Genomic DNA, 15,657 nt, shown 5'->3' on the forward strand with positions numbered 1-15,657 from the left:
TCATACCAGTGTCAGGGAATGTGCGCACCATCTCAAGAGAAGCGTTGATTAAATGCGAGCATTGATATGAAATTGCGCGGCGTAATCAAACGACACTCCCTGCGTCCCGGTGAAGGAACTACCATGAAGAAACGCAACACCCGGCTGCTGCTCAGCATGCTGATCGGTGGCTCGCTGCTGTCAGCAACTCTATTACCTGTTTTGCCTCTTCAGGCGGCAGAGGCACCCTCAACGGCTCAGGTCAGCAAACCGCTGACCATTATCGATCTCTCAGAACTGCAGATCGACGGTGCCGCTGCGCTGGTCTTAACCTTCAGTCAGCCGCTGGATGATAAACAGGATATCGCGCAAAAAGTCAGGCTGACTGACGATAAACAGGGCCGGGTGGATGGCGGCTGGGAGCTTTCCGCTAACCGCAAAACGTTGCGCTTCCGTCATCCTGAACCCTCACGTCACTTCACCGTCACGGTGGATGCAGGATTGCGCGCGGCCAGCGGTGAAACGCTTGCCGCCGATTACAGCCAGAAAATCGCCACCAGTGATATCCAGCCGATGGTGGGGTTTGCCAGTCGCGGTTCATTGCTGCCGCTGCGTATCACGCAGGGACTGCCGGTGCTGGCGCTAAATGTGAACCAGGTCGATGTCGATTTCTTCCGCATTAAGAATGCCGGCCTGGCAGAATTCCTCTCGCAGTGGAATTACGGCAATAACCTCTCCAGCTGGCAGTCACAGGATCTGCTGAAAAGCAGCCAGCTGGTCTACTCCGGTCGCTTCGAGCTTAATCCGGCGCGCAACACCCGTGAAAAATTGCAGTTGCCGATGAGTGACATTACCGCGCTTCAGCAGCCGGGCGTCTATCTGGCGGTGATGAAGCAGGCCGGAACGTATCGCTACAGCCAGCCCGCTACACTTTTCACCCTGAGCGACATTGGCCTCTCACTGCATCGCTTCCCGACTCAATTTGAACTGTTTGCCCAGAGCCTGGCAAACGGCCAGCCACTTTCCGGCGTCAGCGTCAGGTTGCTGGATGCCAAAGGGCAGGTGCTGCAAAGCGGCACCAGTGACAACACCGGCCATCTGCGCCTCAGGGCGGATGAAAAAGGCAAGATCCTGCTGGCCGTGCAGGGTGAACAGACCTCAATGATTGACCTGTCGCGTCCGGCGCTGGATCTCGCGGAGTTTCCGGTTGCCGGACCGCAGGGTTATGACAAACAGCTGTTTGTCTTTGGGCCGCGCGATATCTATCGCCCAGGCGAAATCGTCATCGTCAATGCGCTGCTGCGTGATGCCGACGGACATCCGTTGCCCGTTCAGCCGATAAAAGCAGAACTGGTGCAGCCCGATGGCCAGGTGATGCGAACCTTTGTCTGGCAGCCTGAGGCGGGCCTCTACCAGCAGCGCCTGGCACTGCCCGAATCTGCCATGACCGGCAACTGGATACTGCGACTCAATACCGGCGATAACCTCAAGCGTGAATGGACGTTCCACGTCGAGGATTTTCTGCCGGAGCGTATGGCGTTAACCCTGAAAAATGACCCTCAGCCGCAGCCTGCTGATGCCCCCGTTGAGTTTGGTATTGAGGGGCGTTATCTCTATGGCGCACCGGCGGCGGGTAACACGTTACAGGGACAACTCTATCTGCGACCGGCACGCGAAGCGGTGGCTGCACTGCCGGGCTACCAGTTTGGTGACATTACCGAAGAGGGGCTAAAGCGCACGCTGGATGAGGTCGATCTCAAACTCGACGCCAGCGGTAAAGCGCAGCTTTCGGTAGAGAGTCAGTGGGATCAGCTGCACTCTCCGCTCAACCTGATCCTGCAGGCCAGCCTGCTGGAGACCGGCGGCCGTCCGGTCACCCGACGCGCTACCCAGGCCATCTGGCCTGCAGAAGCTCTGCCGGGTATCCGGCCGCTGTTCGGTAACAAGGCCGTTTATGACTACCGCAGTGACAGCTATCACGATGAGCCTACCGTGCCGGAAGAGAGCCTGGCCGAATTCGATATTGTCTATGCCAACAGTCAGGGCAAGAAACTGGCGGCAGACAAGCTGGATGTGCGCCTGATTCGTGAACGCCGTGACTACTACTGGAGCTTCTCGGACAGCGAAGGCTGGCAGTCGCAGTATGGCGACAAAGACCTGCAGGAAGATGAACGCGCTATCTCAATCCCGGCTGACGGCAGCACCAAAGTCAGCTTCCCGGTTGAGTGGGGCCACTACCGGCTGGAAGTGCAGGCGGGCGAGAAGATCGTCAGCAGCGTGCGGTTCCAGGCCGGTTATGACTGGCAGGACAACACCAACGGCACGGGCGCACTGCGTCCGGATCAGGTCAGACTGAAGCTGGACAAAGCGGCTTACCAGCCGGGCGACACCGTGCATCTGCAGGTTGACTCCCCGGCAGCCGGTAAAGGTTACCTGATGGTGGAGTCGAGCAGCGGCACGCTCTGGTGGCAACCGCTGACTGTACCTGAGGGCGGCACAACAGTGGATGTCCCTGTTGCTGAGAGCTGGCGGCGTCACGATCTCTACTTCAGCGCTATCGTGGTGCGTGACGGTGATAAGGTCAGTGGCGCAACACCAAAACGCGCGGTGGGGCTATTACACCTGCCGATGGCGACAGAGGCGCGCCGCTTAAACCTGACGCTGGATGCGCCCGATAAAATTCGTCCTGAACAGCTCCTGACGGTCAGGGTTCACGCCAGTCGTGACGGCGGTCCGCTGCCTGAAAAAGTGAATGTATTGTTGTCAGCCGTGGACAGTGGCGTGCTGAGCGTCACAGATTTTAAAACGCCCGATCCGTGGCAGGCTTTCTTTGGCCGTAAACGCTACAACGTCGATCAGTACGACGTCTTTGGTCAGCTGATCGAAGGCGGTGGCCGACTGGCGGCGCTGCGTTTTGGTGGTGATGGTGAAGATGAATCGATGACGCGCGGCGGTAAAAAGCCGGTAACGCATGTGAATATCGTGGCGCAACAGTTGCAGGCGCTAACGCTGGATAAAGAGGGCAACGGGACGATTACGCTACCGATCCCGGCGTTTAACGGCGAACTGCGGCTGATGACTCAGGCCTGGAGCGACGACAGCTTCGGCGCGGCAGAGCGCAAACTGGTGGTCGCCGCGCCGCTGATCAGCGAACTGGCCACGCCGCGCTTCCTTGCCAGCGGCGACTCGGCATCACTGGCGCTCGATCTCACGAACCTGACCGATCTGCCGCAAACTCTGAAAGTGGATGTGGCCAGCAGTGGCTTAGTCGATCTGGCCGGTGCGGCCAGCCAGAGCGTGACGCTGGCCAAAGGCGCTCGTACCACACTGCAGATTCCGGTCACGGCGAAAACCGGCTTTGGTGATGGCGAGATTGCCGTACAGATTTCCGGTCTGAACCTGCCGGGTGAACAGGTTAAGGCCAGCAAACAGCAGTGGAAAATCGGCGTCCGGCCGCCTTATCCTGCCCTGACGCTGAACTTTGATGCCGTTATCAATCCCGATCAGCCCTGGCAGATCGCGGCAGCGGCGCTGACTGGCCTGGATGCACAGACCCTGAGTGGACAGCTGACGCTGAGCAATCGCCCGCCGCTGAACATCGCCAGCTATATCAGTGCGCTTTACGCCTATCCCTACGGCTGTCTGGAACAGACTACCAGCGGGCTCTGGCCTTCGCTCTACACCAGCCATGCTGAGCTGACCACGATGGGCATTAAAACCAGCAGCGATGAAGCGCGTCGGGCCGCCGTCGACACCGGCATTGCTCGTCTGGCGGGCATGCAGCGGGCCAACGGCAGTTTCGGGCTGTGGGATAAACAGAGTGAAGAGGAGTTCTGGCTGACGCCATATGTAACGGACTTCCTGCTGCGCGCCAGTGAGGCGGGCTATGCGCTGCCAGATAATGTGGTTGATCGCGCTAACGCACGGCTGCTGCGCTACTTGCAGGATCCCGCGCAGATCAGCGGCGGCAGCAGTGACGACAACGCCGCGCTGCAGTTCAGCGTGCAGGCTTACGCCGGATTGGTGCTGGCGCGTCAGCAGCGCGCGCCACTGGGGGCGCTGCGTGCATTGTATGAAAAGCGTGAGAAAGCCCGCTCCGGCCTGGCGCTGATGCAGCTGGGTGTCGCGCTGAAGCTGATGGGTGACGGGCAGCGCGCATCGCTTGCGATCATGCAGGGTGCCACGCTGACCCGCTCGGACAAAGCGTGGTACGGCGACTATGGCAGCACGGTGCGCGATGAGGGGATGATGATTGCCCTGTTAGCAGAGAATAAGCTGCAGCCTGATTTGCAGAATAGTCTGCTGCTGTCGCTCTCCAAAGAGGTCAATGGCAAACGCTGGTTCTCGACCCAGGAAAATAACGCACTTTATCTGGCTGCGCATACGTTACAGCAGGCGCAGGGCGGGAGCTGGCAGGCGCAGCTGTCCGGTAACCCAGCTCCGTTACAGGGCGATGCACCGCTGAATAAAGGGCTGGGCGCTGAGCAACTGCTGCAGGGGCTAGCCATCAGTAATCCGGGCAGTGCGCCGCTGTATGGTCGTCTGGACGTCACCGGTTATCCGCTGGCCGCGCCTCAGCCGGAGAGTAATGTGCTCGGGATAAAACGTGAATATTTCACCCTGGATGGCAAAGCTGCCGATCTCAGTAATCTGCGCAGCGGTGAATTGCTGGTGGTTCGTCTGACGGTCTCCTCGAAACGCAGCATCAGCGATGCGCTGGTGGTGGATCTGCTGCCTGCCGGTCTGGAGCTGGAAAACCAGAATCTGGCGGATAGCAGCGCCAGCCTCGGTGACAGTGCGGATACGCTGAAGGAGAGCATGGGTGACATGCAGCAGGCTGATATCAAACACATCGAGTTCCGAGACGATCGATTCGTCGCGGCCCTGGCGGTGGATACCTATCGTCCCGCCACGCTGGTCTATCTGGCCCGGGCGGTCACGCCGGGTCGCTATCTGATGCCACCGCCGCAGGTGGAGTCGATGTATGTGCCGGAGTGGCGCGCCACCGGCAGTACACCGCCGCAGCTGCATATCCAGTAAGTGATGCAGGGCGTGATTAACATCAGCGCCATTAAAAAGCGGTGGCTCGCGCTGCCGTTTTTTTTTCTGGCGTTATGGCTGGCGACGTGGGGACTGGATCGGCTGTTCCCGCTGCCGCTTAAAGAGGTGCAGCCTGCGCGGGTGATTGTGGCCAGCGACGGCACGCCGCTGTGGCGCTTTGCGGACAGCAAGGGCATCTGGCGCTATCCCGTCACACCAGAAGAGGTCGCTCCGGCTTATCTGCAGGCGCTGCTCACCTACGAAGATCGCTGGTTCTGGTATCACCCCGGCATCAATCCGCTGGCGCTGGTGCGTGCGGCCTGGCAGGATTTGCGCCATCAAAGCGTTATTTCCGGTGGCAGCACGCTGACCATGCAGGTAGCACGCCTTATCGACCCGCAACCCCGTACGCTGCGGGGCAAGCTAATCCAGGCGTGGGGGGCGCTGCAGCTTGAATGGCACCTTTCCAAACGTGACATCCTGACGCTCTACCTTAACCGTGCGCCTTTTGGCGGCACGCTGGAAGGGGTGGGCGCGGCAAGCTGGAGCTGGCTGGGGAAATCCCCGTCACAGCTGACACCGGGCGAGGCAGCGCTGCTGGCGGTTTTGCCGCAGGCACCCAGCCGACTTCGCCCCGATCGCTGGCCAGAGCGGGCAGAAGCGGCACGCAATAAAGTGCTGGATCGGCTGGCGGAATACCGCATCTGGTCCGCTGAGCAGGTGGCGGAAATCCGTCAGGAGCCGGTCTGGCTGCCGCCACGGCAGATGCCGCAGATGGCGCCGCTGCTGGCCCGGCGATTACTGTCGATCAGTTCCAGCGACAAGATTGTCTCCACGCTCGATCCTTCACTGCAGCGCGAACTGGAAAGCCTGGCGCTGAACGTTAAAAACCAGCTTCCGCCGCGTACCTCACTGGCGATGCTGGTGGTCGATCACACCACCATGGCGGTTCGGGGCTATGTCGGTTCGGCTGACTTTACCGATGACAGTCGGTTCGGGCATGTGGACATGATCGCCAGCGTGCGTTCGCCTGGCTCGGTGTTAAAACCCTTTGTTTACGGCATGGCGCTGGATGAGGGGCTGATTCATGCCGAATCGCTGCTGCAGGATGTGCCGCGTCGCTTTGGTGATTACCGGCCAGGCAATTTCGACACCGGTTTTCACGGGCCGGTCAGCGCCAGCGATGCGCTGGTACGCTCCCTGAATCTGCCGGCTGTACAGGTGCTGGAGGCGCTGGGACCGAAAAACGTTGCGGCGCGTCTGCGCAATGTGGGTCTGAATTTACGTTTCCCGCCAGGCGCGGAACCCAATCTTTCGTTGATTCTTGGCGGCACCGGCGCCCGTATGGATGAAATTGTGGCGGCTTATAGCGCCTTTGCCCGTCACGGCAATGCCGCTGCACTGCGCTGGACGCCCGATCAACCCTTGCAGCAGCGACCGCTGCTTTCACCCGCATCGGCGTGGATCATCCGGCGCATCCTGGCGGGTGAAGCGCAACCGGCCGGTAATGGCAGCGTACCTGATGTGGTGCCGCTGGCCTGGAAAACCGGCACCAGTTACGGCTATCGCGACGCCTGGTCGGTGGGCATCAATCCCCGTTATCTGATTGGCGTCTGGGTGGGGCGGCCGGATGCGACTCCGGTTGCCGGGCAGTTTGGTTTCGCCTCTGCCGTGCCAGTCATGAATCAGATTAACAGCGTGCTGATGAGCCGTCTCGGCAGGCGTGACGTGCCGGTCGACCCACGTCCGGCCTCGGTAACGGTCGCGACCATATGCTGGCCTGGTGGTCAGCCGTTGCCTGCCGGAGATGAAAACTGCCGCCAGCGTCGGCAAAGCTGGGTCGCTTCTGATACGTTGCCGCCAACACTGCTGGCGCCCGGTCAGGAGAGCCTCAGCGGATTACGCGCCGGCTACTGGCAAAATGTGCAGGGACTGCGCGTCGCAGCAGATTGCCCCGGCGCTACCCGCCACGAACGGCTGGTCTGGCCGCTGCCGCTGGAGGCCTGGCTGCCGCCTCAGGAGCGGCGGGCGCAGCGCTTACCGCCTGTCGATACCCATTGTCCGCCATTACAACAGGGCAGTAGCGCACCACTGATTGTCACCGGCGTTGTTGAGCGGCAAATCGTTAAACCGCTGCCGGGTAATAGCACGCTGACGATCCCGGTCGCGGTGCAGGGAGGGCAGGGCACGCAACGCTGGTGGTTCCTGAATGGTGAGCCATTGATGACGCAAAACGCGGCGAACAGCCTGTCGCTGCATCTTGATCATCCCGGCGAGTATCAGCTGGTGGTAATGGATGAAGAGGGACAACTTGTCTCGGTCACCTTCACTCGGGGCTGACGATTTTTTGCGCTAAATCATAACTATGGCGCGCCTGCCTCGACTCAGATCAAGAATTTTCAACAAATTGGGGATCTCTGATAGGCAATGCCGCACTCAGCCCCTATAATCGGCGCCGTTTCTTAACCGGGGCGGACGCCACCGGTTTCTTCAGAACGTCAAGACAGAGGTCATCATGGCAATCGAACGTACTTTTTCTATCATCAAGCCAAACGCCGTCGCTAAAAATGTGATTGGTGCTATCTATAACCGTTTTGAAAGCGCTGGCTTCAAAATCGTTGGCGCAAAAATGCTGCAGCTGAGCAAAGAGCAGGCTGAAGGCTTTTACGCTGAGCACCAGGGCAAGCCATTCTTCGATGGTCTGGTTGAATTCATGACCTCTGGCCCGGTTGTTGTATCCGTGCTGGAAGGTGAAAATGCGGTTCAGCGTCACCGTGACCTGATGGGTGCAACTAACCCGGCAAACGCACTGGCTGGCACACTGCGTGCTGACTACGCTGACAGCTTCACCGAAAACGCGACCCACGGTTCAGATTCTGCTGAATCCGCTGCCCGCGAAATCGCTTATTTCTTCGGCGAAAACGAAATCTGCCCACGTACCCGTTAATCGCCCGGCGATAAACGTTACAGCGGCTTTACAAAAATCTGCGTAGGGGAGGTCACTCCCGCCTGTTATCAGGCCGCAGATGTTGTACAATATTGCGCCTTCATTGACATCGCTTAATGAAGGCGCAATTTTTTCACCTATCCCTGAACAGCGCCATAACGTGTAACAACGAGGCCAGAGAATATTATGTCCGAACAGATTGAGACGTCCGCGTCCGCTTCCCCCATTGTCGTTTCTCCCAAAAGCCAGAAAATAAACCTGCTGGATCTCAACCGTCAGCAGATGCGGGAATTTTTCCTGTCGCTGGGCGAGAAGCCTTTCCGCGCCGATCAGGTCATGAAGTGGATTTATCACTACTGCTGCGATGACTTCGAGCAGATGACCGACATCAACAAAAAGCTGCGTAACCGGCTGATGGAGCTGACGGAAATCCGCGCGCCAGAAGTGGCGGAAGAGATGCGCTCCACCGACGGCACCATTAAATGGGCTATCCGCGTGGGCGACCAGCTGGTGGAAACGGTCTATATCCCGGAAGGCGATCGCGCCACGCTGTGTGTCTCTTCACAGGTGGGGTGTGCGCTGGAGTGTAAATTCTGTTCGACCGCACAGCAGGGTTTTAACCGTAACCTGCGGGTGTCAGAAATTATTGGTCAGGTGTGGCGTGCGGCGAAAATTGTCGGCGCAGCCAAAATCACCGGCCAGCGTCCTATCACCAACGTGGTGATGATGGGCATGGGCGAGCCACTGCTCAACCTCAATAACGTGGTTCCGGCGATGGAGATCATGCTGGATGACTTCGGTTTTGGTCTGTCGAAGCGTCGCGTAACCCTCTCAACGTCAGGCGTCGTGCCTGCGCTGGATAAACTGGGTGATATGATCGACGTGGCGCTGGCGATCTCGCTGCATGCAGCAAACGACAAGCTGCGTGATGACATCGTGCCGATCAACAAAAAGTACAATATCGAAACCTTCCTGGCCGCGGTGAAGCGTTACATCGCGAAATCCAACGCCAACCAGGGACGCGTGACCATTGAGTACGTCCTGCTGGATCACGTCAATGACAGCACTGATGATGCGCATGAACTTGCCGCATTGCTGAAAGAAACACCGTGTAAAATCAACCTGATTCCGTGGAACCCCTTCCCGGGCGCGCCGTATGGCCGTAGCTCTAACAGCCGTATCGATCGTTTCTCCAAAGTTTTGATGGACTATGGTTTTACCACCATCGTGCGTAAAACCCGTGGTGACGACATTGATGCCGCCTGCGGTCAGTTAGCCGGCGAAGTCATTGACCGTACCAAGCGGACGATGCGCATCAAAATGGCGGGTGAAGCCATATCTGTGAAGCCTCTCTAGAAGGTTGAAATCGCGCGTTTCCTGACGTGATGACCCGTGGCAGGCTGCAGCCTGTCAACGTCAAACGGAGGGAAACGATTATGCGTAATGGATTACCTGCAGTGTTGCTGGCGCTGTTTGTTGTAAGCGGGTGTGTCAGTCAGCCGCGTGAACCTGGCGCAGAAGAGGTGCGTCTGCAGTTAGGGATGCACTATCTGGCCAGTGGCGACGCTGCTGCGGCTGAGCGAAACTTTCTACGGGCACAGGCCGCTGCGCCACAGGATTACCGGGTCTCGCTTGCGCTGGCACGGCTGGCACTGAAGCAGGGTAATCAGACAGCGGCGCAGGCACGGTTTATACTGGCACAGCAGCAGGCGCCGGATAATGGTTTTGTTGCTAACAATTACGGTGCGTTTCTCTGCGCTTTAAGGCAGTATGACGAAGCGCATCAACAGTTTAGTCGGGCAAGCGCAGCACAGCAGTTTGATGCTCGCAATGACGCGCTTGAACTGGCAGGCTTTTGTTATCTGCAGGCTGGCGATGTTGCTGCTGCCCGCAGGGCGTTACGTCAGGCCATTGATGCTGACAGGCGTAAAGCTGACTCGCTGCTGTCGGAAGCTGAAAAGCAGCTGGCAGATAACCATCTGTCGAAGGCCCAGGTTTTGCTTAGTGTTTACCAGCAACAACTGCCTGAAACAGCACGAAGTCTGGCGTTACACTTACGTTTCGCCGCGCTACAGGGAAATGCCGCTGACGTTTCACGTTATGGCGACCGGTTAGCGCGACGTTTTCCGCAATCGATACAGTACCAGCGTTATTTAGCTAATGAATACTGAAGCCACTCAAGAAAACTCTGCATTACAATCAACAGGTGAACGCCTGCGTCTGGCCCGTGAGCAGATGGGGCTGACGCAGCAGAACGTCGCTGAACGCCTGTGCCTGAAACTTTCTACCGTGCGTGACATTGAGGAGGACAAATCACCTGCTGATTTAGCTTCCACGTTCCTGCGCGGCTACATTCGCTCTTACGCGCGTCTGGTGCATATTCCTGAAGAGGAACTGCTGCCGATGATGGCGAAGCAGACACCGATTCGGTCTTCAAAGATTGAGCCGATGCAAAGTTTTTCACTGGGCAAACGCCGCAAGAAACGCGACGGCTGGTTAATGATTTTTACCTGGCTGGTGGTGTTTGTGGTCGTGGGGCTGACGGGCGCCTGGTGGTGGCAGAACCATAAAGCGTCTCAGGACGATCTGGTGCCGATGACCGACCAGAGCAGTAGCAGCGGTGATAATGGTCAGTCGATTCCGCTGGGTGAAAGCAGCGGTGATAGCGCGGCACCTGCCGCAACTGACGAGAGCAACACCACCACGACCAGTAACAGCGGCGCAGCCAGTGCGCCGGCGAGTGCGGCTCCGGCCGCCACCGCCAGCAATAGCGCGACCACCACTCAGCCGGATAACACCAGCAATGCTGTGGTGTCGCCGAGCCAGGCGCCAGTGGACAACTCAGCGGCTGCACCAGCAGCCACGACGCCGACAACCAGCGCGGCACCTCCGATGCCCGTCGGTGCAGCTGCGGTCAATGAGCCGGCAGCTGACCCTAATGCGGTGGTCATGAACTTCAACGCCGACTGCTGGCTGGAAGTCAGTGACGCGACCGGCAAAAAACTGTTCAGCGGCATTCAGCGTAGTGGTGGTAAACTCAGCCTCGCAGGAACGCCTCCGTATCGTCTGAAAATTGGCGCGCCTCGTGCGGTTCAGGTGCAATATCAGAATCAGCCCGTTGATTTAAGTCGTTTTATCCGTAATAACCAGGTTGCTCGCCTGACGTTGGGTGCGCAATAACAGCGTATCGCGTACCGGGCAATTGTGGAGAAGAAATATGCATAACGAAGCACCCATTATCCGCCGTAAATCCAAACGCATTTACGTCGGCAAGGTGCCGGTCGGTGACGGCGCGCCAATCGCTGTTCAGTCGATGACCAACACCCGCACCACTGACGTGGAAGCGACGGTAAATCAGATCAAAGCCCTTGAGCGAGTCGGTGTCGACATCGTTCGTATCTCGGTGCCTACCATGGATGCCGCAGAAGCATTCAGACTGATCAAACAGCAGGTGAATGTACCGCTGGTTGCAGATATTCATTTTGACTACCGCATCGCCCTGAAAGTCGCCGAGTATGGCGTCGACTGCCTGCGCATCAATCCCGGTAATATCGGGAACAACGAGCGCATCCGTATGGTGGTTGACTGCGCACGCGACAACAATATTCCGATTCGAATTGGCGTGAACGCCGGTTCACTGGAAAAAGATCTGCAGGAAAAGTATGGCGAGCCGACGCCGCAGGCGTTGCTGGAATCAGCCATGCGTCATGTCGATCATCTTGACCGTCTTAACTTCGATCAATTCAAAGTCAGCGTAAAAGCCTCTGACGTCTTCCTCGCGGTTGAATCTTATCGCCTGCTGGCGAAACAGATCGAACAGCCTCTGCATCTCGGCATCACCGAAGCGGGTGGCGCACGCGCAGGCGCAGTAAAATCTGCGATTGGACTCGGCCTTTTACTGTCAGAAGGGATCGGCGATACGCTGCGTATCTCGCTGGCGGCCGACCCGGTTGAAGAAGTCAAAGTCGGTTTCGATATCCTGAAGTCACTGCGCATTCGCTCTCGCGGGATCAACTTCATCGCCTGTCCAACCTGTTCACGTCAGGAGTTTGACGTTATCGGCACGGTCAACGCGCTGGAGCAGCGTCTGGAAGATCTGATCACCCCGATGGATGTCTCCATTATCGGCTGTGTCGTCAACGGACCGGGTGAAGCGACCCTCTCTACGCTGGGCGTGACCGGCGGCAGCAAGAAGAGTGGTTTCTACGAAGATGGCGTGCGTCAGCGCGATCGTCTCGACAACAATGACATGATTGATCAGCTGGAAGCGCGCATTCGCGCCAAAGCGTCGATGCTGGATGCCAGCCGCCGTATTGATGTGCAGCATCTGGAAAAATAATGGCGCGCGCGGTCTGCGTGCGTGACTTTTTTGACTGAACCTGTGCGGTTTCATCCTCATAAGGTATGATGCCGGACAGGTTTTTTTGCATTAAGAGATTCTAACGTGGCGAAGAATATTCAGGCGATTCGCGGGATGAACGACTACCTGCCTGCGGATACTGCCCTCTGGCAACGGATTGAAGGCGTTCTCAAGCAGACGCTGGCGAGCTACGGTTACAGCGAAATTCGCTTACCGCTGGTAGAGCAAACCCCACTGTTTAAGCGCGCCATCGGTGAAGTCACCGACGTGGTTGAAAAAGAGATGTATACCTTTGACGATCGCAACGGCGAAAGCCTGACGCTGCGTCCGGAAGGCACGGCAGGCTGTGTGCGAGCCGGTATCGAACACGGTTTACTCTACAACCAGGAACAGCGTCTGTGGTACATGGGTCCCATGTTTCGCTATGAGCGTCCGCAGAAAGGCCGCTATCGTCAGTTCTATCAGATTGGCGTGGAAGTCTTTGGTCTGCAGGGACCAGACATCGATGCTGAACTGATCATGCTGAATGCCCGCTGGTGGAAAGCCCTGGGTATCTCTGAGCACGTTCGCCTTGAACTTAACTCTATCGGTTCGCTGGAAGCGCGTGCTCACTACCGTGATGCGCTGGTCGCCTTCCTTGAACAGCACAAAGACGTGCTGGACGAGGATTGCAAACGCCGCATGTACAGCAATCCGATGCGTGTTCTCGACAGTAAAAATCCCGACGTTCAGCACCTGCTGAATGATGCGCCACAGCTTGGCGACTATCTGGATGATGAATCACGTGAACATTTCAGCGGCCTGTGTGCCTTGCTGGATGATGCTGGGATCAGCTACACCGTCAATCAGCGTCTGGTGCGCGGTCTGGATTACTACAACCGCACCGTGATTGAGTGGGTGACGGATAGCCTGGGTTCACAGGGCACGGTATGCGGCGGCGGTCGCTATGATGGCCTGGTTGAGCAGCTCGGTGGCCGCGCGACACCTGCCGTTGGCTTTGCCATGGGTATGGAGCGTCTGGTATTGCTGGTTCAGGCAGTTAATCCTGAATTTGAACCGACGAGCAATGTGGATGTCTATGTTATCGCTTCAGGTCAGGGCGTGCAGTCTGCTGCGATGCAGCTGGCTGAGAAATTGCGTGATGAAGCGCCTGAACTGAGGCTGATGACCAACTTTGGCGGCGGCAACTTCAAGAAGCAATTTGCCCGTGCTGACAAGTGGGGCGCGCGCGTTGCCCTGGTGTTAGGCGAGGATGAAGTTAAAGCCGGTCAGGTCGTGATTAAAGATCTGCGCCGTGGCGAGCAGCAAACGCTGGATCAGGCAGAGGCTGCTGCTGTATTGCGTACGCTGCTACAGTAAGCGTGACACAGCACCAACCATAGAAAGGAGAAGGATTGCGTGGAAGTGTATAGCAATGAAAACGAGCAGACCGACGCGCTGCGCAACTTTTTTGCCAATAATGGCAAAGCGTTAGCCATTGGCGTAGTGATCGGCATTGCTGCGCTGGGTGGCTGGCGTTACTGGAGCAGTCATCAGGATGATACGGCGAAATCGGTATCCGCACAGTATCAGCAGCTGACCAGCGCCATGCAGGCAGGCAAGCCGGAAACGCTGGAAGCGGTAAACCGTTTTGCCAGTGAAAACAGCAACACTTACGGTGCTCTGGCCGCGATGGATCTGGCGAAGCAGTACGTTGACGCCGGTCAGCTTGATAAAGCGGCATCACTGCTGCAAAACGGTCTGAAAGATACCAAAGATGCCAATCTGCAGGCGGTGATTAACCTGCGCCTGGCACGCATTCAACTGCAACAGAATCAAGCGGATGCGGCGCTTAAAACCCTTGACGGTGTGAAGGGTGATGGCTGGACAGCCATTGTGGCCGATATTCGCGGCGAAGCGCTGCTGACCAAAGGCGACAAGCAGGGCGCGCGCGATGCATGGAGTAAAGGGGTTGAATCTGACGCCTCTCCGGCATTGAAGCAAATGATGCAGATGAAGATGAATAACTTAAGCTAAGCCAGTCAAGAGAGAGCGCATGGAATTACGTAAATACCTGCTGCCGGGACTGATTTCAGTCACTTTGCTCAGCGGTTGTTCGCTGTTTAGCGGCGAAGAAGATGTAGTAAAAATGGCCCCGTTGCCGAAGGTCGAAAATCAGTTCACGCCACAGAAAGTGTGGAGCACCTCGGTTGGTGACGGTGTGGGTGATTTCTACTCAAATCTGCATCCTGCCTGGCAGGATAATACGGTTTACGCTGCCGACCGCTTTGGTATCGTCAAAGCACTGGATGCCGCAGACGGTAAAGAAAAGTGGAAAGTCGATCTCTCTGAGAAAACCGGCTTCTTCTCGAAAAATATTTCAGCCCTGCTATCAGGTGGCCTGACGGCCGATGGCGACCGCATTTATGTTGGCAGCGAACGCGGCCAGGTTTTTGCCCTGAACAGCAGCGATGGTAGCGTGGCCTGGCAGACGAAAGTCGCCGGTGAAGCGCTGTCACGTCCGGTGGTCAGCGATGGTCTGGTGCTGATTCATACCAGCAACGGCATGTTGCAGGGACTGGATCAGAGCAGCGGTGTGGTGAAGTGGAGCGTCAACCTGGATATGCCAGCGCTGTCTCTGCGCGGTGAATCTGCGCCGGCTGTGGCCTTTGGCGGCGCAATTGTCGGTGGCGACAACGGCCGTGTCAGTGCCGTGGCAATGAACCAGGGACAGCTGATCTGGCAGCAGCGTATTTCTCAGGTCAGCGGTGCCACGGAGATTGACCGTCTTAATGACGTCGATACCACACCGGTTATCGTTAACGGCGTCGTTTATGCACTGGCCTACAATGGCAATCTGTCGGCGCTGGATCTGCGTTCAGGTCAGATTTTGTGGAAACGCGAAATCGGCGGTGTGAAGGATCTGATTGTTGATGCCGGCCGTATCTATCTGGTCGATCAGGACGATCGTGTGATCGCTCTTAACACTGACGGTGGTGTTGCCATCTGGCGTCAAAGCGATCTGCTGCATCGCAATCTGACTTCACCGGTGCTCTACAACGGTTATCTGATAGTCGGTGACAGCGAAGGCTATCTGCACTGGCTGAACACCACAGATGGACGTTTTGTGGCACAGCAGGAACTGGATAGCTCAGGCTTCCAGACCGAGCCGGTAGTTGCCAGCGACAAGCTGCTGATCCAGTCCAAAGACGGTGAGGTTTATGCGATTACCCGTTAACGGGTAAACGTCTGGCAGGTGAAATCCTCCGTTCCGACGGCTCCTGATTTAATCAGGGGCCGTTTCGTTTTTAGTCAGGCATGGTATTCTTTGCGCCTTAAGCCTGAACTTAAC

10 protein-coding genes are annotated in these 15,657 nt (G+C 57.4%); all 10 read left to right on the plus strand.

Translation table 11 applies throughout. The features are described from left to right. Positions 1 to 123: 123 nt before the first annotated feature. Positions 124 to 5,019, plus strand: coding sequence for an alpha-2-macroglobulin family protein (locus LQK91_RS00590; protein WP_105098912.1), 4,896 nt, complete (start codon positions 124 to 126; stop codon positions 5,017 to 5,019). Positions 5,020 to 5,022: 3 nt separating this feature from the next. Beyond that, a complete protein-coding gene (pbpC, locus tag LQK91_RS00595) occupies positions 5,023 to 7,359 on the plus strand; it encodes a peptidoglycan glycosyltransferase PbpC (protein ID WP_105098913.1) in 2,337 nt (778 codons plus the stop codon). A 175-nt stretch (positions 7,360 to 7,534) separates the two neighbouring features. Further along, the gene (ndk, locus tag LQK91_RS00600; protein ID WP_003848684.1) at positions 7,535 to 7,966 is read left to right on the plus strand and encodes a nucleoside-diphosphate kinase; all 432 of its coding nucleotides are present in this window, start codon (positions 7,535 to 7,537) and stop codon (positions 7,964 to 7,966) included. A gap of 186 nt (positions 7,967 to 8,152) precedes the next feature. Next, a complete protein-coding gene (locus LQK91_RS00605; protein ID WP_003848686.1) occupies positions 8,153 to 9,322 on the plus strand; it encodes a bifunctional tRNA (adenosine(37)-C2)-methyltransferase TrmG/ribosomal RNA large subunit methyltransferase RlmN in 1,170 nt (389 codons plus the stop codon). Between the two features lie 80 nt (positions 9,323 to 9,402). Further along, a complete protein-coding gene (gene pilW, locus LQK91_RS00610) occupies positions 9,403 to 10,137 on the plus strand; it encodes a type IV pilus biogenesis/stability protein PilW (protein ID WP_105098914.1) in 735 nt (244 codons plus the stop codon). Then, positions 10,127 to 11,146, plus strand: coding sequence for a cytoskeleton protein RodZ (rodZ, locus tag LQK91_RS00615; RefSeq protein ID WP_003848690.1), 1,020 nt, complete (start codon positions 10,127 to 10,129; stop codon positions 11,144 to 11,146). The genes pilW and rodZ overlap by 11 nt, the downstream gene beginning before the upstream one ends. A 37-nt stretch (positions 11,147 to 11,183) precedes the next feature. Continuing rightward, complete coding sequence (gene ispG, locus LQK91_RS00620; RefSeq protein ID WP_003848692.1) at positions 11,184 to 12,305, plus strand: flavodoxin-dependent (E)-4-hydroxy-3-methylbut-2-enyl-diphosphate synthase; 1,122 nt, start codon at positions 11,184 to 11,186, stop codon at positions 12,303 to 12,305. 105 nt (positions 12,306 to 12,410) lie between these two features. Next, complete coding sequence (gene hisS, locus LQK91_RS00625; RefSeq protein WP_105098915.1) at positions 12,411 to 13,685, plus strand: histidine--tRNA ligase; 1,275 nt, start codon at positions 12,411 to 12,413, stop codon at positions 13,683 to 13,685. Positions 13,686 to 13,724: 39 nt separating this feature from the next. Beyond that, the gene (locus LQK91_RS00630) at positions 13,725 to 14,342 is read left to right on the plus strand and encodes a YfgM family protein (protein WP_008926704.1); all 618 of its coding nucleotides are present in this window, start codon (positions 13,725 to 13,727) and stop codon (positions 14,340 to 14,342) included. Positions 14,343 to 14,361: 19 nt separating this feature from the next. Then, a complete protein-coding gene (gene bamB, locus LQK91_RS00635) occupies positions 14,362 to 15,543 on the plus strand; it encodes an outer membrane protein assembly factor BamB (protein WP_003848699.1) in 1,182 nt (393 codons plus the stop codon). Positions 15,544 to 15,657 lie beyond the last annotated feature (114 nt).

The sequence above is a fragment of the Pantoea sp. MHSD4 genome (assembly GCF_021043305.1).
Classification (GTDB): domain Bacteria; phylum Pseudomonadota; class Gammaproteobacteria; order Enterobacterales; family Enterobacteriaceae; genus Pantoea; species Pantoea eucalypti.